General features: G+C 73.4%; 35 protein-coding genes and 1 pseudogene. 19 read left to right on the top strand and 17 right to left on the bottom strand.

Annotation, left to right across the window (positions count from 1 at the left end):
- From AB0F03_RS34745 to AB0F03_RS34725, 5 genes are all read left to right on the top strand, one after another.
- Positions 1-108: sigma factor-like helix-turn-helix DNA-binding protein (locus AB0F03_RS34745; RefSeq protein WP_361999654.1), on the top strand; the 108-nt coding region annotated here is incomplete at its 5' end.
- A 116-nt stretch (positions 109-224) separates the two neighbouring features.
- On the top strand, positions 225-650 hold the full coding sequence (locus AB0F03_RS34740) for an ATP-binding protein (RefSeq protein ID WP_361999651.1): 426 nt from the start codon (positions 225-227) through the stop codon (positions 648-650).
- 306 nt (positions 651-956) lie between these two features.
- Positions 957-2627, top strand: a complete 1671-nt coding sequence (locus AB0F03_RS34735; RefSeq protein ID WP_361999649.1) for a PP2C family protein-serine/threonine phosphatase — start codon at positions 957-959, stop codon at positions 2625-2627.
- Complete coding sequence (locus AB0F03_RS34730) at positions 2624-3712, top strand: B12-binding domain-containing protein (RefSeq protein WP_361999646.1); 1089 nt, start codon at positions 2624-2626, stop codon at positions 3710-3712. Before AB0F03_RS34735 ends, AB0F03_RS34730 begins: the two co-directional genes overlap by 4 nt.
- Positions 3709-4104 carry an STAS domain-containing protein gene (locus AB0F03_RS34725; RefSeq protein ID WP_361999644.1) on the top strand — a complete coding sequence of 132 codons (396 nt, stop codon included), beginning with the start codon at positions 3709-3711 and terminating at the stop codon, positions 4102-4104. The genes AB0F03_RS34730 and AB0F03_RS34725 overlap by 4 nt, the downstream gene beginning before the upstream one ends.
- A 341-nt stretch (positions 4105-4445) precedes the next feature.
- Here the strand turns inward: AB0F03_RS34725 and AB0F03_RS34720 are convergent, their stop codons facing one another.
- Positions 4446-4940, bottom strand: coding sequence for a MarR family transcriptional regulator (locus tag AB0F03_RS34720; protein ID WP_361999641.1), 495 nt, complete (start codon positions 4938-4940; stop codon positions 4446-4448).
- 148 nt (positions 4941-5088) lie between these two features.
- Here AB0F03_RS34720 and AB0F03_RS34715 point away from each other — a divergent pair, with 148 nt between their 5' ends.
- Positions 5089-6261, top strand: coding sequence for a PP2C family protein-serine/threonine phosphatase (locus AB0F03_RS34715; RefSeq protein WP_361999638.1), 1173 nt, complete (start codon positions 5089-5091; stop codon positions 6259-6261).
- Positions 6262-6792: 531 nt separating this feature from the next.
- On the opposite strand, the gene AB0F03_RS34710 is transcribed toward AB0F03_RS34715, so the two are convergent.
- From AB0F03_RS34710 to AB0F03_RS34695, 4 genes are all read right to left on the bottom strand, one after another.
- On the bottom strand, positions 6793-7305 hold the full coding sequence (locus AB0F03_RS34710; protein WP_361999636.1) for a MarR family transcriptional regulator: 513 nt from the start codon (positions 7303-7305) through the stop codon (positions 6793-6795).
- Positions 7306-7622: 317 nt separating this feature from the next.
- Positions 7623-8054, bottom strand: a complete 432-nt coding sequence (locus tag AB0F03_RS34705) for a PRC-barrel domain-containing protein (protein WP_361999633.1) — start codon at positions 8052-8054, stop codon at positions 7623-7625.
- Positions 8051-8662 carry a PRC-barrel domain-containing protein gene (locus AB0F03_RS34700; protein WP_361999631.1) on the bottom strand — a complete coding sequence of 204 codons (612 nt, stop codon included), beginning with the start codon at positions 8660-8662 and terminating at the stop codon, positions 8051-8053. Before AB0F03_RS34700 ends, AB0F03_RS34705 begins: the two co-directional genes overlap by 4 nt.
- Positions 8659-8805, bottom strand: coding sequence for a hypothetical protein (locus AB0F03_RS34695; RefSeq protein ID WP_356947597.1), 147 nt, complete (start codon positions 8803-8805; stop codon positions 8659-8661). The genes AB0F03_RS34700 and AB0F03_RS34695 overlap by 4 nt, the downstream gene beginning before the upstream one ends.
- A 264-nt stretch (positions 8806-9069) precedes the next feature.
- Here AB0F03_RS34695 and AB0F03_RS34690 point away from each other — a divergent pair, with 264 nt between their 5' ends.
- The 7 genes from AB0F03_RS34690 to AB0F03_RS34660 all read left to right on the top strand — a co-directional run bounded on the left by AB0F03_RS34690 (position 9070) and on the right by AB0F03_RS34660 (position 14248).
- Positions 9070-9564 carry an SRPBCC family protein gene (locus tag AB0F03_RS34690; RefSeq protein ID WP_361999629.1) on the top strand — a complete coding sequence of 165 codons (495 nt, stop codon included), beginning with the start codon at positions 9070-9072 and terminating at the stop codon, positions 9562-9564.
- Positions 9557-11176 carry an NAD(P)/FAD-dependent oxidoreductase gene (locus tag AB0F03_RS34685; RefSeq protein WP_361999627.1) on the top strand — a complete coding sequence of 540 codons (1620 nt, stop codon included), beginning with the start codon at positions 9557-9559 and terminating at the stop codon, positions 11174-11176. Before AB0F03_RS34690 ends, AB0F03_RS34685 begins: the two co-directional genes overlap by 8 nt.
- Positions 11177-11259: 83 nt before the next feature.
- A complete protein-coding gene (locus tag AB0F03_RS34680; RefSeq protein ID WP_361999624.1) occupies positions 11260-11712 on the top strand; it encodes a hypothetical protein in 453 nt (150 codons plus the stop codon).
- Positions 11713-11768: 56 nt separating this feature from the next.
- Positions 11769-12650, top strand: a complete 882-nt coding sequence (locus AB0F03_RS34675; RefSeq protein WP_361999622.1) for an SDR family oxidoreductase — start codon at positions 11769-11771, stop codon at positions 12648-12650.
- A 73-nt stretch (positions 12651-12723) separates the two neighbouring features.
- Complete coding sequence (locus tag AB0F03_RS34670; RefSeq protein WP_361999619.1) at positions 12724-13212, top strand: MSMEG_6728 family protein; 489 nt, start codon at positions 12724-12726, stop codon at positions 13210-13212.
- 80 nt (positions 13213-13292) lie between these two features.
- Entirely contained in the window at positions 13293-13643 is a 351-nt protein-coding gene (locus AB0F03_RS34665) for an STAS domain-containing protein (RefSeq protein ID WP_361999617.1), read from the top strand.
- Between the two features lie 155 nt (positions 13644-13798).
- Positions 13799-14248, top strand: a complete 450-nt coding sequence (locus AB0F03_RS34660) for a helix-turn-helix domain-containing protein (RefSeq protein ID WP_361999614.1) — start codon at positions 13799-13801, stop codon at positions 14246-14248.
- A 91-nt stretch (positions 14249-14339) separates the two neighbouring features.
- Here the strand turns inward: AB0F03_RS34660 and AB0F03_RS34655 are convergent, their stop codons facing one another.
- A complete protein-coding gene (locus tag AB0F03_RS34655; protein ID WP_356825994.1) occupies positions 14340-14513 on the bottom strand; it encodes a CsbD family protein in 174 nt (57 codons plus the stop codon).
- Between the two features lie 138 nt (positions 14514-14651).
- On the opposite strand from AB0F03_RS34655, the gene AB0F03_RS34650 reads away from it, so the two are divergent.
- Positions 14652-14822, top strand: a complete 171-nt coding sequence (locus AB0F03_RS34650) for a hydrophobic protein (protein WP_361999612.1) — start codon at positions 14652-14654, stop codon at positions 14820-14822.
- 170 nt (positions 14823-14992) lie between these two features.
- On the opposite strand, the gene AB0F03_RS34645 is transcribed toward AB0F03_RS34650, so the two are convergent.
- Both AB0F03_RS34645 and AB0F03_RS34640 read right to left on the bottom strand, forming a co-directional pair.
- Positions 14993-15658, bottom strand: a complete 666-nt coding sequence (locus AB0F03_RS34645; protein WP_361999609.1) for a helix-turn-helix domain-containing protein — start codon at positions 15656-15658, stop codon at positions 14993-14995.
- Between the two features lie 16 nt (positions 15659-15674).
- Complete coding sequence (locus AB0F03_RS34640) at positions 15675-16433, bottom strand: SDR family oxidoreductase (RefSeq protein ID WP_361999606.1); 759 nt, start codon at positions 16431-16433, stop codon at positions 15675-15677.
- A 110-nt stretch (positions 16434-16543) separates the two neighbouring features.
- On the opposite strand from AB0F03_RS34640, the pseudogene AB0F03_RS34635 reads away from it, so the two are divergent.
- From AB0F03_RS34635 to AB0F03_RS34620, 4 genes and pseudogenes are all read left to right on the top strand, one after another.
- Positions 16544-16867 (top strand): annotated as a pseudogene (locus AB0F03_RS34635) (quercetin 2,3-dioxygenase); the annotation flags it as partial.
- Entirely contained in the window at positions 16752-17018 is a 267-nt protein-coding gene (locus AB0F03_RS34630) for a DUF1427 family protein (protein WP_361999603.1), read from the top strand. The pseudogene AB0F03_RS34635 and the gene AB0F03_RS34630, both read left to right, overlap by 116 nt.
- Positions 17019-17099: 81 nt before the next feature.
- Positions 17100-17270: a hypothetical protein gene (locus tag AB0F03_RS34625; RefSeq protein WP_361999600.1), complete on the top strand. Its 171-nt coding sequence runs from the start codon at positions 17100-17102 to the stop codon at positions 17268-17270.
- Positions 17271-17375: 105 nt separating this feature from the next.
- Entirely contained in the window at positions 17376-17741 is a 366-nt protein-coding gene (locus AB0F03_RS34620) for a MarR family transcriptional regulator (RefSeq protein ID WP_361999597.1), read from the top strand.
- A gap of 6 nt (positions 17742-17747) precedes the next feature.
- On the opposite strand, the gene AB0F03_RS34615 is transcribed toward AB0F03_RS34620, so the two are convergent.
- A complete protein-coding gene (locus tag AB0F03_RS34615; protein WP_361999594.1) occupies positions 17748-18629 on the bottom strand; it encodes a DMT family transporter in 882 nt (293 codons plus the stop codon).
- Between the two features lie 183 nt (positions 18630-18812).
- Here AB0F03_RS34615 and AB0F03_RS34610 point away from each other — a divergent pair, with 183 nt between their 5' ends.
- Positions 18813-19232: a CBS domain-containing protein gene (locus tag AB0F03_RS34610; RefSeq protein WP_361999591.1), complete on the top strand. Its 420-nt coding sequence runs from the start codon at positions 18813-18815 to the stop codon at positions 19230-19232.
- 232 nt (positions 19233-19464) lie between these two features.
- Here AB0F03_RS34610 and AB0F03_RS34605 read toward each other — a convergent pair whose 3' ends face one another.
- The 8 genes from AB0F03_RS34605 to AB0F03_RS34570 form a co-directional block, all read right to left on the bottom strand.
- Positions 19465-20007: a hypothetical protein gene (locus tag AB0F03_RS34605; protein ID WP_361999589.1), complete on the bottom strand. Its 543-nt coding sequence runs from the start codon at positions 20005-20007 to the stop codon at positions 19465-19467.
- The gene (locus AB0F03_RS34600) at positions 20004-20780 is read right to left on the bottom strand and encodes a DUF2071 domain-containing protein (RefSeq protein WP_361999586.1); all 777 of its coding nucleotides are present in this window, start codon (positions 20778-20780) and stop codon (positions 20004-20006) included. The genes AB0F03_RS34605 and AB0F03_RS34600 overlap by 4 nt, the downstream gene beginning before the upstream one ends.
- Before the next feature lie 87 nt (positions 20781-20867).
- Positions 20868-21143: a DUF4190 domain-containing protein gene (locus AB0F03_RS34595; protein ID WP_361999583.1), complete on the bottom strand. Its 276-nt coding sequence runs from the start codon at positions 21141-21143 to the stop codon at positions 20868-20870.
- Between the two features lie 2 nt (positions 21144-21145).
- Entirely contained in the window at positions 21146-21310 is a 165-nt protein-coding gene (locus tag AB0F03_RS34590; RefSeq protein ID WP_361999580.1) for a hypothetical protein, read from the bottom strand.
- A 303-nt stretch (positions 21311-21613) separates the two neighbouring features.
- Positions 21614-21895: a hypothetical protein gene (locus AB0F03_RS34585; protein WP_361999577.1), complete on the bottom strand. Its 282-nt coding sequence runs from the start codon at positions 21893-21895 to the stop codon at positions 21614-21616.
- Between the two features lie 102 nt (positions 21896-21997).
- Complete coding sequence (locus AB0F03_RS34580; protein WP_361999574.1) at positions 21998-22678, bottom strand: maleylpyruvate isomerase N-terminal domain-containing protein; 681 nt, start codon at positions 22676-22678, stop codon at positions 21998-22000.
- A 99-nt stretch (positions 22679-22777) separates the two neighbouring features.
- A complete protein-coding gene (locus AB0F03_RS34575) occupies positions 22778-23386 on the bottom strand; it encodes a flavin reductase family protein (protein ID WP_361999571.1) in 609 nt (202 codons plus the stop codon).
- Between the two features lie 238 nt (positions 23387-23624).
- Positions 23625-24275: an NAD(P)H-dependent oxidoreductase gene (locus AB0F03_RS34570; protein ID WP_361999569.1), complete on the bottom strand. Its 651-nt coding sequence runs from the start codon at positions 24273-24275 to the stop codon at positions 23625-23627.
- Between the last annotated feature and the right edge of the window lie 84 nt (positions 24276-24359).

Genomic DNA, 24359 nt, shown 5'->3' with positions numbered 1-24359 from the left:
ACGCAGGCGCAGATCGGTGAGCGTCTGGGTGTCTCGCAGATGCACGTCTCGCGGCTGCTGTCCCGCACCCTCAAGCGCCTGCGCGAAGGAATGCTCACGACCCGCTGAGTTCCCTTCGTCCAGTCAGGGGCATGGAGACCTACAAGGCGGGTATAGGCGGCCAAGTGAAGGTAGTGAATGCGGCTTCCACGGCGTGCGGTCTCCGCGCCGACCGTGTACGGGACATGACCCCCGAGCCGATACAGGCCAGCGCGGCGCTCGACGGAGGTGTCGGCTGCATCGCCGAGGCCCGGCGCCGGGCCGCCGTGTTCCTGACGCACGCCCAGCAGGAGTACGGCGTCCCGGTCTCCGCCCGGGCGCTCGACCTGACGCAGCTGGTCGTCAGCGAACTGGTCACCAACGCCTGCAAGTACGCGCCGGGACCGATCCTGATGGACCTGCGCGTCTCCGGCGCCCTGGTCGAGGTGTCCGTGTGGGACTCCGACCACGTGCTGCCGGTGGCCCGCGCCGCCGAGCCCGGCCGGGTCGGCCAGCACGGCCTGGAGATCGTCCTGGCCGTCGCCGAGGCCTTCGAGGCGCAGCGCGAACCGGTGGGCAAGAGGATCACCGTCCGCATCGCCCTGGCCGACGGGCCGGCCGCGGCCAGGTAGGACATCGCCGGGCGCCCACGCCGAGGACCGCGTGCCTGCTCAGGCATGCGGGCCCGGCACGCCCTCCAGGCGACCGGGCCCCGCTCCGCGTGAGGAATCCGCGACGCACGCGGCCCCGGACAGGAAGTCGCCCACATTTTTCTCACCACCGTACGGCCGCTCCCAGCAGGGATTCCGCACCGGAGTGCCGCCATCGACCGCACGGAGCGGCTTGCGCCTGACACCAGGATGGGGAACTGTTGCCGTAAGGCATCTATTTCCCGAGGCAGGAAGGTGGTGGGGCGCGCATGCTGCGTGCCCCTGCTTGTGTGCGCTTCTCGCGGCTTCTCCGCCGCCCCGCGCGACGCCGCCGACAGTGTCGGTGCGACGTGGGTCGACGCCCCCTGTCCCGTCCTGGTCGTCGACCGGCACGGCGGCCTGGTGCACCTCAACCGGGCCGCCCGGTCGCTGCTGCCGGACGCCTGCGACGGTGACCGGCTCCACGACATCGTGCCGGTCTGGCTGTCCGACGCCCACCGGCACCTCGCCGGCGGGCAGCCCGATTCGTCCTGCGGCCCGTCGAGCGGCACCATCGACGAACGCTTCTTCGACGCGCATCCCTCGCCGTCCGCCGACGGGGACGTGGTGTGGTGGCTGGTCGACGACACCGGCCGCCGCCGGGCCGAACAGGCCCTGCACAGCGCCCAGGAGCGGTCGAACGCCCTGGCCGAGGTCTCCAGCAGGCTCCTGTCCACACTGAACGTGCCCCGCTGCATGGAGGTCGTCGCCGACACGGCCGCCGAGTACCTGGCCGAGGCCGCCGTGCTCGTCGCCCCGCCGCAGGGCCGGCGCCACCATGTGACGTACGCACGGCGCGGCGGGTCCGTCACCCAGGTGACCCGGAACATCGATCCGCACGGCGTTCCCGGTCTCAGTGAGGCGCTCCAGGGCTTCCCGCCCGTCCCGGCGCGCTGGATCAACCCCGACGACATCCCGGACTGGCTGCTGCCCGAGGGGTTCCCGGGGACGGCCGGCTCCGTCATCATCGCCCCCCTGCCCGGCCACGGGGTACCCGCCGGAGCACTGATCCTGCTGCGCTCCGGCACCGAGAAGTCCTTCTCCGACGGGGAGGAGGTCTTCGCCCGGCTGTTCGCCGCCCGGGCGGGCGCCGCCCTGTCCGCGGCCCGGCTGTACACCGAACAGGCCGCCATCACGGCCACGCTGATGCGGGAACTGCTCCCGCCCGCCCTGCACCGGGTGCACGGGGTGGAGTACGCCGCCGCCTACCGCCCGGCCAAGGACCACGAACGGGTCGGCGGGGACTTCTACGACTTCCACCCCGGCGCCGACCCCTCCCGGGAGAGCCTTGTCGTCCTCGGCGACGTCGCCGGCAAGGGCCTGGACGCGGCCGTACTGACCGGCAAGATCCGCAACACCCTGCACGCGCTGCTGCCCCTCGCGGCGGACCACCTCCAGGTCCTCAGCCTCCTCAACGGCGCCTTACTGACTTCGCACCACACCCGGTTCGCCACGCTCGTGCTGGCCTCGGTGTCCCGTCGGGGCGGCCGGACGCAGCTGCGGCTGACCAGCGCCGGACACCTTCCGCCGCTGGTCGTCCGCAACAACGGCGAGGTCGAGGAGATGCCCACCCGCGGCACCCTGGTCGGCGCGCTCCCCACGGTGACGGCACGCACGGTCGAGACGACGCTCGCGCCGGGGGAGACCTGCCTGCTCTACACCGACGGCATCACCGAGGCCCGCGGCGGACCGCTGGGCGACGAGTTCTTCGGGGAGCACAGGCTCCGGCGGGCACTGGCCGAGTGCGCGGGCATGCCGGCGGAAGCCGTCGTGGAACACGTCCAGATGCTCGCCACCCAGTGGCTCGGCACCGGCCACCACGACGACACGGCCGTCCTCGCCATCAGCGCCCCCACGACCGGCCCCCTGTCGCTGGTCGACGGCAAGGCCCGGCATCCGCATCCCAGGAGGAGCAGGTGATCCACCCCGCCCAGGCGGACGAGTGCCGCGACCGGCTCTGGGAAGCCGTCGCGGCCGGTGACGAGTACGACGCCGTGGACGTGGTCCGGGAGGCGCTCGCCGACGGCCTCGACGAAGAGGCGCTGCTGCTGGAGGTGATCGCCCCCGTGCAGGAGAAGGTCGGCACCGAATGGGCCGCCGACCGCCTCACCGTCGCGCAGGAGCACGCCGCCACCGCCATCAACGAACGGGTGGTCGCCGCCCTGGCCCACCCGCCGCGGGCCGAGCGGACCGGCCGGACGTACCTGGGCCGGGTGACCGTCGGCTGCGTGGACGGCGACTGGCACGCCTTCCCGGCCCGGCTGGTGACGGAGGTATTGCGCCTGCGCGGCTGGCAGGTGGACTACCTCGGGGCCCAGACGCCCACCCCGCACCTCATCGCCCATCTGCACCACACCGATCCGCAGGCGGTCCTGTTGTCCGGCTCGCTGCCCACCCACCTGCCCACCGCCCACATGGCCATCACCGCCTGCCAGGCCGTCGGCGTCCCGGTCCTCGCCGGGGGCCGCGCCTTCGGGCCCGGCGGCAGATACGCCAGGGCACTGGGAGCCGACCGCTGGGCGGCGGACGCCCGCGGCGCCGCGGACGTACTGGCGGACGGCCTGCCCCGGCCCGCACCGACGGCGGTCCGGCAGGCGGTCGACGACCTGCCCCACCTGGCCGACCAGGAGTACACGATGGTCGTCCACTCCCGTGGCGGGCTGGTGAAACAGGCCCTCACCGACCTCGAGGACCGCTTCCCGGCGGTGCGCGCCTACACCGATGCGCAGCGGGAGCGGACGGCCGAGGACGTCGCCCACATCGTCGACTTCCTGGCCACCGCCCTCTACGTGGACGACCCCGAGGTGTTCACCGCGTTCCTGACGTGGACCGCCGGCATCCTGCGGGCACGCGGGGTGCCGGTGCACTCCCTGCTCGCGGGGCTGGACGTCCTGGCCGGGCAGCTGCGCGACTTCCCCCGCACCCTGGGACTGCTGCGCGAGGGGAGCCTCGCGATACGCACCCGCTCCACCGGCCCCGCTCCCGGACCCGACATCCGCGTATGACCGAGCACGCCCCCACCGAATTCAGCCTGGAGATCACCGGCGAGCCTGCCGTGTGGACGGTGCACATCACGGGCGAGCTGGAGTACTCCACCAGCGACGACCTGGTGGACGCCGTCGTCGGACAGCTCCAGCGCCATCCGCGGCCCAGGGTGGTCCGGCTGGACTTCCGCGGCTTGACCTGGATCGACTCCTCCGGTCTGTCCGCCCTGCTCATGGTCCACCGGTACACCAGTTCCCTGGGTGCCGACCTCTGCCTGGACAACCGCCCCGGCTTCCTGGACCACCGGCTCCGGCTCACCGACATCCTCGACCACCTCACCCGGCCCGCGACGCCCGCCGACGCCCGGGGAGCCGGGGCGGACGGTGGCGCCACCCGGGCCGGCGCCACCTGAGCGCACCTCTTTCCCCCGGCACCGGCCGGAGCGTGCGCGCTGCTGAGGCCCCGGTTCCCCGGCGCGCCCGCGGGCGCGCTCCCGCCGGCCCCGGCGAGAAGTGCGCCACAGGTACGGCGGATCGCCCGGAGCTCGGGGTACACGGATGACAGAACGACTTCTGCACGTCCGCCCAGGGACCATCCGGCGCACACAGTTGCCGTTTGACAACTATAGCCAGGAGGCAAGAAAGTAGCCGTGTCGTATGTACACGGGGAAGGATTCGGGATGCTCCGGTCAACGGAGGCCGCTCCGTGTGCGCGCCACCGTCCAAGAGAAGCGGTGCCGGCCGGCCGGCCGGTTCAGGCGGTCCGGGCGGTCCGGCTTCCGGGCCCCTGCGCGTCGTCGTGTATCTGCTCCGCGGCCACGGCACAGAACGCTTCCAGCCCCTCCGCGAGCGCGGTCCGCTTCGAGACCGGCATGAGGCCGAGGACCGCCCTGATCTCCGCCTCCCGGCGGGACCGCAGATCGGCGAGGAAGGCGCGGCCCCGGCCGCTCAGGCGCAACCGCACCTCACGCCGGTCCGCCGGGCTGTTCTCACGCTCCACCAAGCCCGCCGCCTGCAACCTGTCGAACAGCCGGCTGGTCGACGGCGGCGTCGAGGCCAGTGCCTCGGCGAGCGTGCGCATATTGATGCCGTCCTGGTGCTCGAGGATATGCAGCAGGCGCAGCTGGGACGCGGAGGCCGGCGCGGTGGACGCCCGGCCCCACAGGACTTCCAGCAGCTCCGCGGCCGTCGAGGTCACGCGTGCGATCTCTTCGGGCTCCGGTCGGCGGTGGAAGGAAGTCACAGTCACACTCTCGCAGGCACTGGGGTGCCCGCCAGCGTACTAGGTGCGGGTGCTGGCGACGGATGTCCGGCGCGACCGGCTGACGGTACGCGAGAACTTCGCCTCCGCAGGAGGCTCACACTTTGTCCGGCGAAAGATTGGTTCACTTCCCATCGTGAAGAGATTCGTCGCCGCTGTACGCGCTCTGCGGACAGCGGCTCCCCATGAGTTGCTCGACGCCGCCCGCCGCGTACTGGTCGAACAGTACGCGGCCGAGGCCGTCGAGCTGTTCATGGCCGACTACAGCCTGACCGTGCTCCAGCCGGTGTCCGTGCTGCCGCACACCCTGGAACCGGTGTCGGTGCACAACAGCGTGGCGGGACGGGCGTTCGGCTCGCAGCAGTGCTACAGCGAGAACCTCAGGGACGGCCGTGCGCGCCTGCACCTGCCGGTCAGCGTGCGCGGCGACCGGATCGGCGTGCTGTCCGTGACCCTGCCCGACGCCGACCACGCCCGCCGCCACGAGGCCGAACTCTGCGAGATCGCCGAGGTGCTGGGGCGTGAGGTGCTCGTCGCCGAGCGGGACACCGACCTGTATCTCCAGGCGCGGCGCAAGGACCGGCTGACCCTGGCCGCCGAGATGCAGTGGCAGCTCCTGCCCGGCCGCTCCTGTTCGCGTGCCGAGTACGACCTGGCCGCGCAACTGGAGCCCGCCTACGCCATCTTCGGTGACAACTTCGACTGGTCGGCCACCGCCGACCATCTGATGCTGTACGTCACCAACGGCATGGGCGAGGGCATAGAGGCGTCCCTGCTGACCAACCTCGCCATCAACGCCCTGCGCAACGCCCGCCGGGCCGGCATTCCCATCGCCGACCAGGCCGCCCTCGCCGACCAGGCCGTCTACGCCCACTACCGCGGACGCTGCTACCTGTCGGTCCTGCTCTTCGACTTCGACCTGACGAACGGGCGGGTGCGGGTGGTCGACGCCGGTTCCCCGCAGCTGCTGCGCCTGCGGCGGGGCGTCGTGGAACACGTCGGTTTCGAGGCCCAGCTGCCGCTGGGCATGTTCGAGGAGACCGACTACGTGGCGCAGGAGTTCGAGGTCGAGCCCGGGGACCGGCTGCTGTTCGTCAGCGACGGCGTGCACGCGGTCGCCTCGCCCAAGGGGGAGGCCTACGGGGAGGCCGCTCTCGCGCGGGCGATCCAGTCGACCCGGTTGCTGCCCGCGGCCGAGGTGCCGCGCGCCATCCTGCGGGAGCTGACCGGCCACCGGGGCGAGGCCATGCCCGACGACGACGCGCTGGTGGTCTGCCTGGACTGGCGCGGAAGGCCGGCCGACCGGTGAGCACGACAGCCTGACCGCCGGGGCGGCCCCGGCGGCCCGGACCGACACCGGGCCGGGCGTCCGCCACCGGCCGTACGGCGGTGCGCGGCACCCGGTTCGCCGGTGCGGCACGTGAATCGCCGGTGCGGCACGTCGGATCCCGCGCCGCGCGCGGCCGGCTGCGTCACCTACGGAAGCTGGCGCCGGACCCCGAGGACCGGCTCGGCGCCCCGCCTGTCGGCGCCGCCCGTGTGCGTCGGATCCCGCCGTGCGCCGTCCGCTGATCGCACCTGCGCGCCGCATCCCGCCGAGCGCGGCCGGAGTCGTCACCTGTGCGTCGTGCACGGCAGCGTCCTGACCCGCGCTGCGTGTGGGGCAGCGCCCTGACCCGCGCGGGCCGCACGGGCACCGCGTCCGTCCGCCCGTTCCCGTCTGCCGGGCTCCCCGCGAGCCGACGCCCGCCCGCCGGACCTGTGCGCGCGGGATGCCGCCGCGGTCCTCCTGTGACCGGCACGCACCACTGACCGGCCGTCACCCCGGGCCCGCCGTCCGTCAGGGTTCGCGGGTGCCGGGACCGTCGTCCCGCGCGGGCCCGTGCCGCTGTGCCCGCAGGAATGCCTGCATGCCCTGGACCAGCGCCGCGCGTTCGGCCGTCCGCATGGTGGCCAGGGGGGCGGCGAGCGCCCTTGCGCGCTCCGAGGCCACCTCGGTGAGCAGGCGCCGGCCGTGACCCGTGAGGTTCAGCTGCACCTCGCGCCGGCTGTGCGGATGCAGCACCCGCTCCAGCAGGCCGGCTGCCTCCAGACGGTCGCACAGCCGGCTGGCCGTGGGCAGGCCGATGTCCATGCGCTCCGCGAGCCCGGTCAGATTCAGCCCCGGCGTGGCCTCCAGTATCCGCAGCCCCCGCAACTGGTGCGCCGACAACCGCAGACTCGCGCGCTGCGCGGCATCCGACCACAGCTGGGACAGACGCTCCACGGCATCGGCGATCTGCGACGCGGCGGCTTCGGGGCCGTCCCCCTCCGCGCGTCCCTGGCCGTCTCCGGCATCACCGAGACGAGTCACGAACACATCACTCTCAGGAACCCCTGGACCGGACGGACACCTACCTCACGCACACGCTGTACCCGCCCATGCGCGGGGCAACCGGTGCCCGTCCGCTCCGGTCCGGGACGCGGGTGACTCCTCCCGACGGGCCACCCGTGCGCGAAGGGGACGGGGGCCGCGGCCTGCTCGGGGGGCCGGCCGCGGCACGCCGCCGCCGGAACCAGGCAGGCATGCCCGGCTCCGGCTCTCGTGCCGACTGCCCGGCGAGAGCCCCCGCACACGGAGCCGTCCGGGTGATCCGCGTACGAGGGCGACCGCGCCGTGTCCCGCTGGGGTCAGACGCGGTCCGCGTGGACGACCACGGCATAGGAGCCGAGGCCGATCAGACGCTCTCCCGGGATGTCACCGAGCGCCGTGTACAGCGTGAGGATCTCTCCGGTCACCGGGTCGAAGCCGACGTCCTTGAGGGTGCCGTGTTCGGTGCCGTACTCGGTCAGCACCCGGCTCCCGACGGCCTCGCGGTGCTCGGGCGTGCCGTCCGGCCCGGACTCCGCGGCGACGCGTGAGCGTACGATCACGGCGTCGCGCCCGACGGCCTCCACCGCCCCCCAGGCGATGACCGAGGAGCCTTTCGGCGCCCCGGACAGGCGCAGGCAGGCCACGCTCCGCGTCCGGGCGTCGATGGTCAGGCCGCTCACCGTGCCCAGGGTCACCGCTTCCTCGGCGGTGATCACCGAAAGGCCCCGGGCCTGCGTGAAGAGGGTCATGCCGGGTCTCCTTCGGCTTCGGCGGGTGCGGGGGTGTCCGCGTGCGGCAGGTGGGCGCCCGCCTGGAAGGCCTCCACCTGGGCGCCGAAGCTGGGCAGGTCCGCAGCGGCGAAGTGGCTCGCCCGCGCCGGGACGACCATGGCCTCGCCCGAGACGGCCAGGGTCTCCCCACGGGGGATGAACACATGACGCCGGTGGCTGTCGAAGTGGTCGTTGGCGGCGATCTCGAACCCGACGACGCGCCCGCCGGTACCGGCTTCGACCACCACGTCGCGCACCGTGCCGATCGCGGTGCCCTGGTCGGTGAGCACCGGTGCCCCGATCACCTGGCCGTTTCCGGCCGCGTGGGACCCCACCACCGCGTCCCGGTCCGCGAGGACGGCCTCGCTCGGGATCATCACCGCCGCGGGCCCCACCGCGTGCACCGCGGAGAACGGCAGACTCCGCTTCAGCGGCCCGGCCAGCAGCCCCCGGCCACTGAGGGTGAAGCCGGTGATCCGGCCCGCCCCGGCGTCGAAGACGGTGTCCTTGATCCGCGCCACCGCGTCGCCGCCGAGGGTCACCACCTCCCGCCCGGTCAGCTCGCGAGCGAGCATCAGCGTGATCACCGCGGACCTCCTCGACCGGAGCGACGGCCCCCGCGCACCGCGATCACCGTTCCGGAACGACGTCTGGCCTGCACCGCCAGCGTCGCCGCGGCGATCAGTCCCATCGCCACGATCACCAGGACCACCCAGGCCCACCACACCATCGCCGACCTCCTCAGGGACCATGTCCCTCGTCGTACCGGGGTTCCCCTGTGCTCCCGCTTGCCCGCAGGGGCAGGGCACACGCCTGCCGTACGGGGGACACGGCCCACGGTTTCCCGGGGAGCAGGCCCGTGCCGGCCCGCGGTCCTCCGGGCATACGGCCTCCCGCACGAGGGCACACGGCACGCCGGCCGGTCACACGGTTGGGCCGCCCGTCCTCGGGCACCCGGTGTCGGCCGTCGGCAGTCCGCTATCCGGAGGCACCTATGGCAGTTCGTCATCGTCTGATCAAGGCCGACCCGGCCGCGGTGTGGGAAGTCCTCGCCGACGGCAACCGATACGCCGACTGGGTGGTGGGCACCGGCGAGTCCCGCCCGAAAGAGGGCCAGTGGCCCGAGGTCGGCGCGTCCATCGCGTACGAGATCCGGCTGGGCCCGGTGCGGCTCGCCAACGAGACCATCGTCCGGCGCTGCGAGGGGGGCTCCCGCCTGGAACTGGAGATCATGGCGGGATGGCTCGGCACGGCCCGTTTCTCGATCGAGCTGCGGGAGTGGGGTGAGCACTGCCTGGTCATCGTGGACGAACATCCCTTGCAGGGGGCCGGAGCCGTCCTGCACAACGTCGGCATCGAGGCGTTGATCCAGGTGCGCCACCGCTCTATGCTCGCCCGGCTCGCCCGGTGCTGCGAGGACGGCCCACAGCGGCGCCCCACGGCCTCCGCCCGGCAGGCCCACACCGGGAGGGCACCCGGTCATGCCTGACGCCGTGGTGATCGGGGCGGGCCCCAACGGGCTGGTGGCCGCTAACGTGCTGGCCGACGCCGGGTGGAGCGTCCTGGTGATCGAGGAGCAGCCCGAGCCGGGCGGCGCGGTCCGCCACGACCGGGGCGTCCACCCCGACTTCGTCAACGACCTCTTCAGTTCCTTCTACCCGCTGGCCGCCGCGTCCCCCGTGCTGTCCATGCTCCGTCTGGAGGAGCACGGGCTGCGCTGGAGCCACGCGCCGAGCGTGCTCGCCCACCCGCTGAGCGACGGCCGGTGCGCCGTCCTCGACCGGAACACCGAGAGGACGGCCGCGTCCGTCGAGGCCTTCGCGCCCGGCGACGGAGCGGCCTGGCGGCGCCTGTGCGAGTTGTGGGAGACCCTGCGCCCGGACCTGCTGGGCGCCCTGTTCACCCCGTTCCCGCCGATCAAGTCCTCCGTCCGGCTCCTGCGGACACTGCGCGCGGCGGGCGGTCTGCGCACGGCCCGGTCCCTGGTCCTGCCGGTGCGCCGGATGGGGGAGGAGGAGTTCCGCGGCGAGGGCGGACGGCTGCTGCTGGCCGGCAGCGCCCTGCACGCCGACCTCGCCCCCGAGTCCGCGGGCAGCGGCGGCTTCGGCTGGCTGATGTCGATGCTGGGGCAGACGTACGGCTTCCCCGTGCCGGCCGGCGGCTCCGGCGCGCTGACCGAGGCGCTGGTGCGGCGGCTACGTCGCAAGGGCGGGGAGATCCGCTGCGGGGAACGGGTGCAGAACATCGTCATCCGCGGTGGCCGGGCCGTGGGGGTGCGCACCAGCGCCGGTGCGGCGGTGCCCGCGCGCAGGGCCGTACTCGCCGACGTGGCCGTACCCGTCCTCTACCGGGAACTCGTCGGCGCCGAACACCTGCCCGCCCAGCTGATGGCGGACCTGCTGCGGTTCCAGTGGGACTTCGCCACCTTCAAGGTGGACTGGGCGCTGGACGGCCCCGTGCCGTGGCGGGCCGAGCAGGCCGCGCGGGCCGGAACCGTCCACCTGGCCGACGGCGTGGACGAGCTGACCCGCTTCGCCGCGCAGATCGCCATGCGTCAGGTGCCCGACCGTCCCTTCGCCCTGTTCGGGCAGATGACCACGGCGGACTCCTCCCGTTCCCCCGAGGGCACCGAGTCCGCCTGGGCCTACACCCACGTGCCGCACGACATCCGGGCGGACGCCGGCGACGAGGGCATCACCGGTACCTGGGACGAATCCGAGCAGCAGCGGATGGCGGACCGGGTGGAACGCCAGGTGGAACGCTTCGCCCCCGGCTTCCGTTCCCTCGTCCGCGCCCGGCGCGTACTCGCGCCGCCCACCCTGGAGGCGCTGGACGCCAATCTGACGGGCGGCGCCATCAACGGCGGCACGACCGCCCTCCATCAGCAGCTGGTCTTCCGCCCCGTACCCGGCACGGGACGGCCGGAGACCCCCGTGCCGGGCCTGTACCTCGCCTCCGCCGGCGCCCATCCGGGCGGAGGCGTGCACGGCGCTCCCGGCGCCAACGCGGCCCGGGCCGCGCTGCGCTCCCGGCGGGCACCCGGCCTGGCAGGTGTCCAGCGTGTCCTCACCCGCCGCGACCGCACCGGACGCAAACGCTGACCGGCCGTCCGGCGGACGGCGCATCCGGTCACCCGGCGAAACGGGAAGAGATCCGGACACGCCATCGCATCCAGGGGAGCACCATGCACGACCACCAGGACGGACCCGACCGCCGGCACCGGCGTCCCGAAGGTGTCGACGACAAGACCGTCGAGGCCCTCGGAGCCCTGTCGAAGGCCCTGGAGACCACCGAACGCGCCCGCGGCCACCTGTACGGCTTCCACCAGCTCACCGGCGGAGCCGACCTGGAACTGGACCGGGCGGTGCGGCTGCTGCGCGAGGCGGGGCATCCCGAGTGGGCGGACAAGGTCCAGACCGAGATCCTGGGCCGCAACGTCATCCCGGGCCACTGGACGTTCCAGATCGTCGAGGCATACAACGACACGTACTACCGCCCGTTCCAGCAGCTGGAACGCAGCGCGGTGAGCGAACTCGCGCAGGGCCGGGACCACCTGTACGAGGCCGAGATGAAGGAGGAGCGCCGCACCTGCGGGCACCCCGACCACACGGCGCGCCCCCCGGCCGCCGAGGCCTGACCCGCACCCCGCCACCGGAGCGCGGCGAGCGCCCCGCCGAGAGAAAGGCGAAGCCCGTGACAAGCAGTCCCCTGAAGGACCGGACTGTCGTGGTGACGGGTGCCGCACGGGGGCTGGGCGCCGCGCTCGCCCGCGAGGTCGCCCGGCGGGGCGCCCGGCCGGTCCTCCTCGGACACGAGAAGGACCTGCTGGACGACCTGGCCGCCCAGCTGCCGACGCGGGCACTCGCGATCGAGGCGGACGTGACCGACCTCCCGGCCCTGCGCCGGGCCGCGCGCGAGACACACCGGCGGCTCGGCACCCCGTCCGTCGTGATCGCCAACGCCGGCATCGCGGCGGGCGGCCTGTTCGCCGACACGGACCCGGCCGAGTGGCGGCGGGTGATCGACGTCAACCTCACCGGGAGCGCCCAGACCGCCCGCGTCTTCCTTCCCGACCTCCGGGCCACGGCCGGCTACTACCTCCAGATCGCCTCCCTGGCGTCGCTCGGCGCCGCCCCCATGATGAGCGCCTACTGCGCGTCGAAGGCGGGGGTGGAAGCGTTCGCGCACGCGCTGCGCGCCGAGGTCGCCGCGCACGGCGTCGCCGTGGGCATCGCCTACCCGAACTGGACCGACACCGACATGGTGCGCGACGCCGACCGGTACGCGGTGCTGCGCGAGCTGCGCGGCCACATGCCGGGACCCGCGCGCCGGGTGTACGACGTCACGCAGGTCGCCGGCCGGATCGTCAACGGCCTGGAACACCGCCGTACCGCCGTGTACGCACCGCCCTGGCTCCGGCTCGTGCAGCCGGTGCGCGCCGTCCTGCCCCCGCTGGTCCTGCGCGCGGCCCGCAGGGGACTGCCGCGCCTGGAGGCCGAGGACTCCCTGGAGCCCACCGGACTCCTCGGCGCGGGAGGGGACGCCGACCGCGCGGCGAGCGGGCACGCCCCGTGAACCGCCGGGGAACACCACCGCGGCACCCGGACCGGGCGGACACCCCGCCCCCACCCCCCTCAGGACGGCGTCCATGCAGACGTTTCTCCCCGATCCCGACTTCCGCTGCTCCGCCCTGCTCCTCGACCGCCGCCGCCTGGGCAAACAGCGGGTCGAGGCGCTCCAGGTCCTGCGCGGCCTGACCGTCCCCGGATACGGCTGGCGCCGGCACCCGGCCGTGCGCATGTGGAGCGGGTACGACGAGGCTCTGGTCCGCTACGGCCTCGAGGTGTGCCGGGTCTGGCGGGAGCAGGGGCACCAGGACAGCTGCGCCGCCTCACTGGTCGCCGGATACGCCGCGCACCGTCCGGGCGCGCCCGTGCGTGACCAGGCCGCCCTCGCCGCCGCCGGGGAACTGCCGCCGTGGCTCGGTGACGAGGCCTTCCACCGCAGCCACCGGTCCGCGCTCGTCCGCAAGGACCCGGAGACGTACGCGCCCGCCTTCCCCGGCGTCCCGGACGACCTGCCCTATGTGTGGCCCTCGTCCGACCGGGAGGGACGCGACCTGTCTCCGCATCCCTGACACTGGTTGGGCGCCCGCATCGGGGGCAGGCGCCCATTCCCGGGACGCGGTGCGCGCTCCGGGCGGTATCGGGAGGGCTGGTGTCCAACGTTCCTACGGTGGTGAAGACCCGTTCGGGCCAGGCTCTGGTGGCCGTGTTCCACGGGGAGATGGATTACCTGACCGGACCCATGTTCCGCACGGAGTTCCTGGACCTTCTCCATTCCGGTGACCGGTTCGTCGTACTGGATGTCGCGGGGGTGCCGTTCTGTGATTCCGCGGGACTGAACGCGCTGCTGGCGGCCCATCGGTATGCGAAGGAGATCGGTGCCAGGCTGGTGCTGGCCGCGGTGCCCGACCAGCTGCGGCAGCTGCTGAGAATCACCGGCGTCGACGAGATCCTCGACATCTACGACTCCGCCCAGGAGGCGGCGGCGGCGTTAGACAGCTGACCTCGTTGCGGCATCCGTCACCCTGATGGCCGTATCGGGCGCATTTCCCCGCTCGACTGCCCCAGTTCAGCACCCTTTCGAACGCACGGGCGGGCCTGATGCGTGATCAGGTGGGTAAGCGCCTGTTCTCGACGGCATCAAGGAAGGGGCAAGCCATGTCAGTGGAACCCGAACCTGCCGGAGCGGAGCTGGCGGCGGAACACGTTGCCGCATCGATGATCCAGTTGTGGCAGCGGGCCCATGAGGACGTCGCCCCGACGGTCGCCGAGGAGCAGATGCGCGGTCTGCTCGCCCTGGAGGGTGGTCAGGCCGGCCCGGAGCGGATCGCCAGGGACCTCGGAGTCAGCCTCTCCTCGGCGCGGAACCTGCTCGACCGGCTGGAGCAGCGCACGCTGGTGCGCCGTGTCCCGCCCGGGGAGTTCTGCCTCACCGGCGCCGGCAAGTGCGTACTGGAAGCGACGAGGCAACGCCGCCGACAGCTCCTGGAACAGGTCCTCGTGACGGCCACGCCGCAGGACCGCCCGGTGCTGCGGGACGCCTTCAACCAGTTGTACGGCCTGGTGAGTCCGCTGGCCCGGGTGCCTCGCAGCCGTTCACCTCTGTGAGCTGTCAGGCGCATATTCATGCGGACAGCGAAAAGGGCCTGCCCGGTTCAATTCCCGGGCAGGCCCTTTTCGTATGACGGGGAGAAGCACATCAGTGCTTGAAGGCGTCCTTGGTCTTCTCCTTGGCCTCGCGGGCGTCTCCCTTGCTCTTGGTGGCCTGCCCCTCGGCGGCCATGCGGTCATTCCCCACGGCGCTTCCTACGGCTTCCTTGGTCTTGCCCTCGGCCTGCTCGGTCTTCGCCTTGGCCTTCTCACCGGCAGTCATGGAACAGCGCCTCCTCATAGCTTGTGTGCCGCTGTCGCGGTAACCCGCTCGTGCCCCCGCTTTCCCTTCACAAACAGGAGGCCGGTGAAGAATGAAGGGAAGTTCGCAGGGCATGCGGAGGTCAGGAGGTTGATACTTATGGTTCCCCTGCTTCTCGTTCTGCTTCTCGCCCTGATCCTCTTCGGTGCCGGTTTCGCCATCAAGATTCTCTGGTGGGTCGCCATCGCCGTCCTGGTGCTCTGGCTCCTCGGCTTCGTCATGCGCTCCGCCAACTCCGGCGGCGGCCGGGGCCGTTGGTACCGATGGTGAGCTGACCCGCAACACCCGCACTCCGCTCGGGGCCCGGCCGTACGACGGCCGGGCCCCGAGCGTGTGCGGTGGCATCCCGCTCGGGCCGGCCGTCGGGTCCGACGGGCGCACCGTTCGCGATCCCTTCACGGGGGCCAGGTGGCCGCCGGGTCAACCCGTCCGGCGGCCTTTCACCTCTCGGGCGCGTTCCACAGTTCGCTGAGCTCGGCCCAGTGCGGGGCGGGTCCCGGCAGGCCGGCGGGCTCGGCGACAGCCGGCGTGCGCAGCCCGGCCAGGACCAGGCCGAGATAGCGCAGGTGCAGCGCGGTGGCACGCTCACCTGTGACCGGGATCCGCGCGGCGAGGTGTTCGAGCAGCAGCGGAATGTCGGCGGAGGTGAAATCGGTGCGCAGCACTCCCGCCCGGTGCGCGTCTCCCACCAACTCGTCGAGGGCGGCACGCAGCCGGGCGGCCGCGGCGGTCACCTCGTCCGTGGCCGGCAGCCGGCCGCCGACCAGGGGGAGGAGCGGACCGCCCGGCCCCTGGGCCGACAGCGCGTCCCGCAGGAAACGGGCGAAGGCCGCCCAGGGTTCGGACTCCTCGGCGAGCGCCGTACGTGCCTGGGCGATGAGCTGTTCCATCCCCGCGACACGCATCCGCTGCGCCAGCAGTTCCTTGCTCGGGTAGCGGCGGTACAGGCTGCCCATACCGATGCCGGCGCGGCGGGCGATCTCGGAGACGGGGGCGTCCCAGCCGCGCTCGGCGAAGACCTCGCGGGCCGCCCGCATGAGGCGGGCGTCGTTGAGGTCCGCCTCCCGCTGCCGGCCGCGCGGTTTGCCTGCGTGCGTGTCACCCATGGCGCAGCATTCTTCCTTACGGGCGGCCCACGCCGTGCCCGCCGTCGACGGTGACGACCGCGCCGGTGACGAACCCGGCCTCCTCTCCGACGAGCATGGCGATCGCCCGGGCCACATCCAGCGGTTCCGCGACCCGCCCGAGGGGGGTGCTCTCCACCAGGCGCCGCTGGAACTCCTGCGGCATCCCGGCGCTGGCCTCGGTGCGGACGAAGCCGGGCGCCACGACGTTGACGTTGACGCCGAGCGGACCGGCCTCGTAGGCGACGAAGCGGGCGAAGGTGTTCAGGGCGGCCTTGGCGGTGCCGTGCGCGGCCATGCCCACGGTGGGCGGCCCGTCGGCCACGGCGCTGGAGACGTACACGATCCGGCCCCGGCCCTGGGCGCCCATGACCGCCAGGGCCCGTTGGGTGAGCGTGTAGACGGACGCGAGTTCGTTCGTCACCTTGGTGTGGAAGTCGTCCCACGCCAGCGTCTGGACGGGCGTCGGGGTGAAGCGGGCGCCGGCGTTGCAGACGAGGACGTCCAGGCGCCCGTCGACCGCGGAGCGCTCCAGCAGCCCGGCCGCCTGGGCGGGGTCGTACACATCGGCCCGCACGGCGAACGCCTCACCGCCGTCGGCCTCGATGAGCGAAACCACCCGGTCGGCCGCCTCACGGTTCGAGAAGTAGTTGACGGCCACGCGGTATCCGCGTGCCGCGAGCTCCCGTGAAGTGGCCGCGCCGATTCCCCGGCTGCCGCCCGTCACCAGAGCGGTCGGCCTGCTTGTCGCCTGCATGTGTTCCTCCGTGTCGGCGCCGTGTCTACCCGCGCAACATATCGGAGCGGAGCGCTCCGTTCAAACGTGTCCGCGTGGGAGTGCGTGGGGATCAGCTCGCCCTTCGGGCCCTCACCCAGGGCGCCGTACGACTCTTCGTGGAGGACCTCGCAGGTGAGCAGCACGAGAAGCTGCTCACGCCCGGCGACTTCGGCTTCGTCCCGAAGAACTGCCCCCACGCCTACCGCATGGAACGCCACCACTCCCAGGTCGTCGGCGTCGCCGCCGGGCCCGGCGGCACCTTCGAGCGGTTCTTCGAGAACCTCGGCACGCCCACCGGTGAACTCGGGCTGCCCGCGCGCCCGTTCGTGCCGGAACCGGAGAAGTTCGCGACCGTGCCCCAGTGGTACGACGTCCGCTTCCTGCCCGGCCACCAGTGGCGCACCGGGAGCTGACGCACGTGCCGCACGCCGAGGCGCTTCCGGCGGCCACCCCGGGCGGTGCCCGTTCGCGCTCCTGCGGGTCAGGTCACCGGCACCACCACCCGTCGCCCTGTTCGGCCCGCTCGGCATGGTGCTGGGACAGGCCCTGCCGACGGCCTGGTGAGCCCGTCGGCCGGCCCCGCCCTGCGGGTGACGCCGCAGGGCCCCGCTCTTCCTCGTCCTGCGCGGCACCCGGGACGCCCTCGTGCCGCGGGGCGAACGGCTCGCCGCGGCCCTGCGCGCCGCGGGAGTCCCGGCCGACCACGCACCGGTGGCAGGCACGGACCAGCTGAGGGCGGGTCTCACGGACGAGGAGGTCGAGCGGTGCTTCGCGACGACGGCCGGATTCGTCGCCCGCCGCTGCCCGGGAGCATAGTCCGGCGGGTATCCCGAGCCTCCGAGGAGCCATGAGTCATCGCGCCGCCAACCTGCCCCAGCTCCTGTCCGAGGCCCGCCGCTGGTTCGCGCCCTGTTCGCCAGCATGGAGGCCGCGGGCGAGCAGCCGGTGACGACGGCGCAGGCGTCCGTCTTCGCGATGCTCGACGCGGAGGGCACCACCGTCTCCGAACTGGCCCGGCGCATCGGTGTCACCCGGCAGACGGCCCATCAGGCGGTGCACGGCCTGATCGGCATGGGGCTGCTGGAGCAGACGCCCGACCCCGGGTCCGCCCGCAGGCGCCTGATCCGCACGACCCCCGAGGGGCGGCGCGTGCACGAGCGGGCGCAGGCCACGATCAGGGTGATCGAAACGGCGCTGGAGGAACGGATCGGTCCGGCTCCGGCGCGTGCGCTGCGGGAGGCGCTGACCCGCGACTGGGGGCGGCCGCCCCTCGTCGCCGCGCCCTGAGCGGCCTCACCCGGCCATGTGCTCCTTCCCGGCCGGCGCCGGGACCACGATGATGCGCTGGACGGCCCGGCTGAGGACCACCACTCCCACCACGATCATCAGGGCCCCGCACGCCTCGGGCACGAGCCACCACCCGGTGCGGATCCGTTCGTCGAAGAGGGTGATCCCCAGGACCAGGCTCACCACCGCGTCGCCGATGGTCAGCGCGGGCTGTGCCGCGGCCAGCGGACCGGCCTGGAGCGCGTTCTCCAGCAGGAGCACGGAGACGGCCCCGGCGAGCGCGAAGCCGTACGTCTGCCAGGACCGCAGGAACGCGGAGAAACCGTGGTCGGCGAACGTGCCGCTGGCCGACTTCAGGAGAGCGGCGGTCAGGGCGTTGCCCGTCGCGGAGGCCGCCGCCAGCAGCGCGGCGCGCCGGGCCGGCGGGCGTCCCCGGCCGGCCAGGAGGATCGCCGCGGCCATACCGCCGATGCACAGGCACACGGCCGGGATCCAGTGGGAGAGGGGCGCCTGGTCGGTCGCGCCGTGCGGGGCCGCCGCCAGGAGCAGCACGGCGAGGCCCGCCACACAGCCGCCGACGCCCCACCAGCCCCAGGTGGGCAGCCGCCGGTGCATCAGCGGGGCGGCGACGAGCAGTGCGAAGGGCAGTTCCAGGATGAACAGCGGCTGGACCAGCGCGAGCGGGCCGTTGATCAGGGCCAGGCTCTGGAACAGCGCGGCGCAGATCACCCCCGCCATGCCGATCATCCAGTAGGGCTGGTGCACCAGCTCCGCCAGCAGCCGCAGCCCGCCCCGGCTGCTGGCCGAGGCCGCCTTGCGCTGGAACGCGGTGCCCACGGCGTTGCTCGCCGCTCCCGCGACGGCGAACGCCGCGGCCAGTTCGATCACGACCGTCTCCCGCCTGCGGCGTACCTCCCGGAGGAGGACCGGGCCCGTCCAGCCTACGGAGGGCGGGATCCGGGTGCCGGGTCTGACCGCGGGCGGCGGGCGCCGTTCTCGCCCGGACGGGCTATGCGCCCGTTTCCGGGGTACCTGCCGGGCGTAGCCCGTCCGGTTGAGCTGGAGGAGTGCATGACGCAGGCGGTCCGCGAGATCATGACCACCAATCCGGTCGCGGTGGCACCGGACACCCCGGTGTGCGAGGTCGCGGCCCGGATGCGCGACGAGGACATCGGCGCGGTCCTGGTATGCGCCGGCCACCGGCTGCGCGGCCTGGTCACGGACCGGGACCTGACGGTGCGGATCCTCGCCGAGGGCGGGGACGTCACCGGGCGGACGGTCGCCGAGGCGTGCAGCCGCGAGCTGGTCACCGTGGCACCGGACGACGACGTGGAGCGGGCCGTGCGGCTGATGCGGGGCAAGGCCCTGCGCCGGCTGCCGGTCGTGGAGGACGGGTGCGTGGTCGGGATCGTCGCCCTGGGCGACGTCGCCGTGGAGTACGACCCCGAGTCCACGCTGGGGGTCATCAGCGCGGCCGGCCCCACCCGGTGAGGACGGGCTCCCCGGTCGTACCAGTCGTGGACGTACCCGGTGACGGTGCCCGGGTCGCCGGCGGTGAACGGCGCCGTCACCCCTAGAGGTCCGACAGGTTCGGGTACGGCTCCGTGGGCCCGACGGCGCAGCGAGTCGGCCGGGCGTACGGCTGTTCGCAGTGCTGGACGGCGTACGGAGCCGCTTGCCGCGCTGCGCGCGTCCGGGTTCCGGCCGACGCGCACCGTGTGGCTCACGCCGTGTCGGTGCCGTTCGTGCGCAGGGCCGTGTCCACGGCGCGGATCCGCCACTCCTCCACGGTGTCCTGCTGCCGGCGGGCCCGCTCCAGGAGGGTGTCGAGCCGACCGGGATCCAGGCGCCGGTCGACCGTGGTGAGCCGGCGCAGGGTGCTCCATCCGGCGGCCTTGCCCTCCACCGCCATCCGCAGCGCCTCCAGCTCCACGACCGTGGTCAGGGGAGACCGCCGTACCAGCCGGCCGTTGGTCTTCAGGCGCCCCACCTTCTCGGCCGCCCAGCCGGCGCAGACCTTGGCGCGGCGCACCGGCACGTTCAGGTCCCGCATGATGCGCAGCAGTGCCGCCCGGTCCTCGCGGATCTCCGCGGCGACCGGTCCGAGGGCCCTGCCCAGCGCGGAACCACGGGCCGACCGCACCAGGTTGCCGGCCCGCTCGGTGCCCGCCGTGGCACCGGTGAGGTGGTCGTTGAGGTAGATACCGAGCAGCCGCATGTCGAGGCCGTTCGTGCCCTCGGGGCCGGACGTACGGGAACGGTTCATCGCGAGCCTCCTTCGTAGCTGCCGTGACTGCCGTGACTGCCGTGGCCCCGGGGTGTCCGTGATCCCGGTGGCCCGCCGCCGTCCGCGTCCCGGCCGCGGGCGGGCCGCAGCGGGCGGGAGACGCCGAGACGCACGCTCCCCACGCCGTCGGAGAAGTGCACGGTCGGCTCGGTGCCGGACGGTGGCAGTCCCGCCGCCCGGGTGAGGGTCTCCTCGACCCGGTCGAGGCGGGCCGCGCGCAGCGGCCAGGGCGCGTGTTCGACGGGCGTCTCCCAGAGCATGCCGAGTCGCCGCGTGTAGGCCCGCCACCGCGAGGTCAGCCACACGTCCCGGGGGCCCGGCCGGATCGGCGTGCCCGGCCGGACGGCCAGGTGGTAGCGGGGGCCGTTGCCGCGCCGGACCCCGGTGTAGACGAGGGTCTCTCCGTGGCGCGACACGTCCAGGCGGCCGAGGCGGTACGGCACGCCCACCGCGCGGGCCGCCAGCATCACCGGGCAGGCCACCTCGATGGAGAGGAACCACAGCCCGTCCCGGCCGCCCCGGTCACGGACGTAGGTCCGCAGGTTGGTCTCGGCGAAGGACGGCAGGGCGACGGGGGAGCCGGGCGGACGCACGCCGGTCATGACGAACGCGGTGAGGCCCACCCACGCCGCCCCGTCGAACGTGTCCACCACGAGCCCCGCCGGCAGCAGCCGCTGGACCTGGCGGGGGGAGTACGCCCAGTGCACGAAGGTCTGGGTGAGCCACCCGGCACGCAGCACGGGGGTGTGCACACGCTGCTCCGGTCCGTACGACACCACGCCCACCGGTTTTCCCGGACACGCCGGCCGAAACCCGATGTGCCCGGTACACCGGCGGGCTCAGCCGCCCCAGACCGACCAGGACGCCGTGCCGTGCGCGAAGACGAGGACGGCGAGCACGACGAGGTCCGCGATGCCCAGTCCCAGTCCCAGGAGCGCCCGGAACCGGCGAGGTGTGTCCCGGCGCAGGGCCAGGACGGCCAGCACGATGGCGACGGGGCCGAGGACGAGGTTGAGGACGAGCAGTCCGACGAGTCCGAGGACGAAGGAGGCCACGGCCATGCCTTCGGTGTCCCGCCGGCCCGTCCGGGCCGAGGGGGGTGCGGTCAGTCGCATCGTCACACCCTCCTCGTCCGGTTGCGGCGCCGCCGTTCGCGTCCCGCGAAGACGACGAGCCAGAGGGCGATGAGCGAACCGACCACCAGCGTGACGGGCCAGGGGAGGTAGGCCGCCGACCCCACGACGATGCCCAGCAGGAGCAGGGCGGCGATCAGGAAGAGCACGGCTGCCTCCCCGGGCCGGTGACGAGGGGCGCGGACTCCTGTCGGTGCACCGGCCACTGCGGCCGTTTCTTCAACGCGTTCATGACATCGCCGGTTACCCGTGAGTCGCCGTCTCACGCGGCGGTTCGCCGTCCGGGCGCGTTCCTGACGGAGTGGCGGCACCCGCGTGGCCGGATCGGACCCGTTCGCGCTCCGGACTCCACGGACCGCACCCGTGCCGCTCCCGGGCGCTCGGCCTGCCCGTGGCCGCCCGCCCGCACTCGGCCGGGTCCGATCCTCCCACTCCGATCCGGCCACCGGCGCTCAGGTGGCGCGGGTGCCGCCACCCCGGCGGATACGGCCCAGCAGATCCCGGTGGTAGGCGGCGATCTGGCCGCCCGGCACCGGCGCGGGGCTGCCGGCGAGGGTGTACCAGGTGTCGCTGCCGGACTGCTGGACGGCGACGCGCACACTGTGGCCGTCCGAGCGGAGGATGGTCGCGACGGTGAGGTCGCCGGTGAGGACGCCGACCTCGTCGGTCATCGCTCCGCCGGGGCCGGCCGTGACCCGGTCGACGTAACTGTTGATGGTGGGAGGGTTGTTCATGAGGCGCAGGTTTCCATCAACCTGACCGGTGCGCCCCGCACCGCGCAGGAGTCGCGCGCGTGTTCCCCGTGTTGGGCGTGTGGCCGGGGCCCGGCCGGTGCCTCAGCCGAACAGCGGGAACCGGTCCGCCGCCGGCCCGAGGGCCGTCCGTTCGGCGTCGGTGAGCGCGGCCCGCCCGGTGCCCACGCGCGCGTAGTGCGTGTCGCTCCACTCCGGCAGGGCGGGCCGGCCGAGCAGACCGTCCAGGGTGGCGCGGACCGCCCCCAGTCCCTCGGCCGAGGGGCCGGGCGCGTGCGGGAGCCGGACGGTCAGATCCAGGTGGTGGACGGTCGCCTCCACCGCGAGCGTGATCGTGAGGTCGCCGGCCGTCAGGACGTGCCCCTGCGTGGCCACCCGCGTCTCGGGCGGCACGGTGGCCGCCGCGTGCGCGGCCGCCGCCAGCGTCTCCAGGTACAGGCCGCGCAGTTGGCCGAAGTCGAGGAACATGCTGCCGTTCACCCGTACCCAGCGCCGGCCGTTCGCCGCCCCGGCCGTGTCCGGCCGCCAGTCCCGCCAGTAGGTCACCGCGTCCCGGTCGGCGGGTCCGTGCGCGGGCGTGTGCAGGGCCACCAGGGCGCGCTGGGCGTCCTGGAGGCAGTGGAAGACGAGGTCGCGCACCGCCCAGCCCGTACAGCCGGTCGGCAGCCAGGACTCCTCGTCGCCGAGGTCCGCGACCGCCGCCGAGGCGGCTCCGTACGCCGCGCGCAGGACGGACGCCGGGCCGGTGCTCTGCGTCGTGCTCATGCGGTCGCCCTCTCCCTTCGCGGTCAGGACACCGGATGGTACTCACCGTCCCCCGCGGCGCGGGACCGGCCGTGCGGGAGAAGCGGATGTCCGGGGCGGTCAGTCGCGTGCCGTGTCCGGGTAGGGCACCCGGGCCAGCTCGTGGACCTCGCCGACCGTGCCCCACTCGTTGCCGCCCAGCCGGGACAGCGGGCGCAGCAGCCCGATGTCGGGGTGGCCGGCGACCAGCGCGTCCTCGCGGACCGCGGCGTGCACGACCCGGCCGAACACGACCGTCGAACCGCCCAGCCGCAGCGTCGAGTGCAGGGTGCACTCCAGGGCGACCGGGGAAGCGGCCACGCGCGGGGGCCGCACCCGCAGCGAGGGCTCGCGATCGATGCCCACGGCGTCGAACTCGCTCCGGTCCCGGGGAAAGTCGGTCGCCGTCGCGTTGATCTCGGCGAAGAGCGGCTCGGGCGCGAAGTTGACGACGAACTCGCCCGTCGCCTCCGCGTTGCGCAGCGAGTCCTTGCGGCCCACGGAGGTGAACTGGACGATGGGCGGATCGGTGCAGGCGACGGTGAAGAACGAGTGCGGAGCCAGGTTCGCCGTCGCGCCGTCGGGCGTGAGGGTCGAGACCCACGCGATCGGCCGGGGCACGACGACGGCCGTGAGCAGGCGGTAGAAGGATCCGGGATCCATGTCATCCGGTGAGTAGTCGACACGCATGACAGCACGCTAAGCGGTCGCCCGCGCAGGCCACCGCCGACCCCTCTGTATCGCGCGTACACACACTGTGAAGCGCGCTGACCGTGCCGCTGAGCGGGACCCTCCGCGCCGACGTCGACGGGGCGGAGGCCGCCCCCCGCGACCACGTCCGCGAGCGGCACGGAACGACCCCGGACCGTCGTGTGCCGGTCCGGGGTCGCTCGCCCGGGTGCCGCCCGCTGTCCGGGCCGTCGGTCCGTCAGACCGCGAGGCGCCCGGCGAGCTGCTTGGCCCTGGTGGCGGCGGCCTCGAAGGCCTGGTCACGGGAGGCCTCGTACAGCGGGACCAGCTCGGCCATCGCCGGGTTCTTCGACGCCATCGTCAGCTCCGGCACGATGAACTCGAGGTCCAGGCCGAGGGCGTCGGCGAGGACGGCCTTGAGGTAGTTCTGCACGTACTCGTACGACTCGCGCGGGGTGCCCGGCGCGTAGGAGCCGCCCCGGCTGGCGACGACGGTCACCGGGGTGCCCTTGGCGGACGGGTCCGGACCCCCGGTGCGGCCCATCAGGACGATGTTGTCCAGCCACGCCTTGAGGGTCGACGGGATCGTGTAGTTGTACATCGGGGCGCCGATCAGCACGGCGTCGGCCTGCTCCAGCTCCTCGATCAGCTTGACGCGCTCGGCGAAGACGGCCGCCTGCTCCGGCGTGTGCGTGGCCGGGTCGGTGAAGCCGGCGAGGTGCGCCTCGGCGGTGATGTGCGGGACGGGGTGCGCCGCCAGGTCGCGGTAGATGACCGTGCCCTGCGGGTGCTCCTCCTCCCAGTGCTTGCGGAAGGCCTCCGTCACGGCGCGGGAGGCCGAGGCCTGGGTCGGGAAGACGGACGAGTCGATGTGCAGCAGGGTGGCCATGAAGGTCTCCAGTAAGCGAAGCGAGGCAGCAATGAGCGAGGCAAGGCAGCCGGACACGCAGCGCCGCGGCTGACGTTTAGTACG

The sequence above is a fragment of the Streptomyces sp. NPDC028722 genome, from assembly GCF_040637655.1.
GTDB lineage: Bacteria > Actinomycetota > Actinomycetes > Streptomycetales > Streptomycetaceae > Streptomyces.
Note: the sequence above shows the minus strand (reverse complement) of the source record. Positions and strands in the feature narration are given on the sequence as shown.

Excerpts from the sequence above, each read along its gene's own strand:
- AB0F03_RS34705 (WP_361999633.1), bottom strand. The coding sequence starts at position 8,054 with ATGACCCTCTTCACGCAGGCCCGGGGCCTTTCGGTGATCACCGCCGAG.
- AB0F03_RS34595 (WP_361999583.1), bottom strand. The coding sequence starts at position 21,143 with ATGCGACTGACCGCACCCCCCTCGGCCCGGACGGGCCGGCGGGACACC.
- AB0F03_RS34610 (WP_361999591.1), top strand. The coding sequence starts at position 18,813 with ATGACGCAGGCGGTCCGCGAGATCATGACCACCAATCCGGTCGCGGTG.
- AB0F03_RS34685 (WP_361999627.1), top strand. The coding sequence starts at position 9,557 with ATGCCTGACGCCGTGGTGATCGGGGCGGGCCCCAACGGGCTGGTGGCC.
- AB0F03_RS34690 (WP_361999629.1), top strand. The coding sequence starts at position 9,070 with ATGGCAGTTCGTCATCGTCTGATCAAGGCCGACCCGGCCGCGGTGTGG.
- AB0F03_RS34680 (WP_361999624.1), top strand. The coding sequence starts at position 11,260 with ATGCACGACCACCAGGACGGACCCGACCGCCGGCACCGGCGTCCCGAA.
- AB0F03_RS34740 (WP_361999651.1), top strand. The coding sequence starts at position 225 with ATGACCCCCGAGCCGATACAGGCCAGCGCGGCGCTCGACGGAGGTGTC.
- AB0F03_RS34670 (WP_361999619.1), top strand. The coding sequence starts at position 12,724 with ATGCAGACGTTTCTCCCCGATCCCGACTTCCGCTGCTCCGCCCTGCTC.
- AB0F03_RS34660 (WP_361999614.1), top strand. The coding sequence starts at position 13,799 with ATGTCAGTGGAACCCGAACCTGCCGGAGCGGAGCTGGCGGCGGAACAC.
- AB0F03_RS34605 (WP_361999589.1), bottom strand. The coding sequence starts at position 20,007 with ATGAACCGTTCCCGTACGTCCGGCCCCGAGGGCACGAACGGCCTCGAC.
- AB0F03_RS34640 (WP_361999606.1), bottom strand. The coding sequence starts at position 16,433 with ATGCAGGCGACAAGCAGGCCGACCGCTCTGGTGACGGGCGGCAGCCGG.
- AB0F03_RS34645 (WP_361999609.1), bottom strand. The coding sequence starts at position 15,658 with ATGGGTGACACGCACGCAGGCAAACCGCGCGGCCGGCAGCGGGAGGCG.
- AB0F03_RS34725 (WP_361999644.1), top strand. The coding sequence starts at position 3,709 with ATGACCGAGCACGCCCCCACCGAATTCAGCCTGGAGATCACCGGCGAG.
- AB0F03_RS34655 (WP_356825994.1), bottom strand. The coding sequence starts at position 14,513 with ATGACTGCCGGTGAGAAGGCCAAGGCGAAGACCGAGCAGGCCGAGGGC.
- AB0F03_RS34585 (WP_361999577.1), bottom strand. The coding sequence starts at position 21,895 with ATGAACAACCCTCCCACCATCAACAGTTACGTCGACCGGGTCACGGCC.
- AB0F03_RS34570 (WP_361999569.1), bottom strand. The coding sequence starts at position 24,275 with ATGGCCACCCTGCTGCACATCGACTCGTCCGTCTTCCCGACCCAGGCC.
- AB0F03_RS34580 (WP_361999574.1), bottom strand. The coding sequence starts at position 22,678 with ATGAGCACGACGCAGAGCACCGGCCCGGCGTCCGTCCTGCGCGCGGCG.
- AB0F03_RS34695 (WP_356947597.1), bottom strand. The coding sequence starts at position 8,805 with ATGGTGTGGTGGGCCTGGGTGGTCCTGGTGATCGTGGCGATGGGACTG.
- AB0F03_RS34575 (WP_361999571.1), bottom strand. The coding sequence starts at position 23,386 with ATGCGTGTCGACTACTCACCGGATGACATGGATCCCGGATCCTTCTAC.
- AB0F03_RS34650 (WP_361999612.1), top strand. The coding sequence starts at position 14,652 with ATGGTTCCCCTGCTTCTCGTTCTGCTTCTCGCCCTGATCCTCTTCGGT.
- AB0F03_RS34620 (WP_361999597.1), top strand. The coding sequence starts at position 17,376 with ATGGAGGCCGCGGGCGAGCAGCCGGTGACGACGGCGCAGGCGTCCGTC.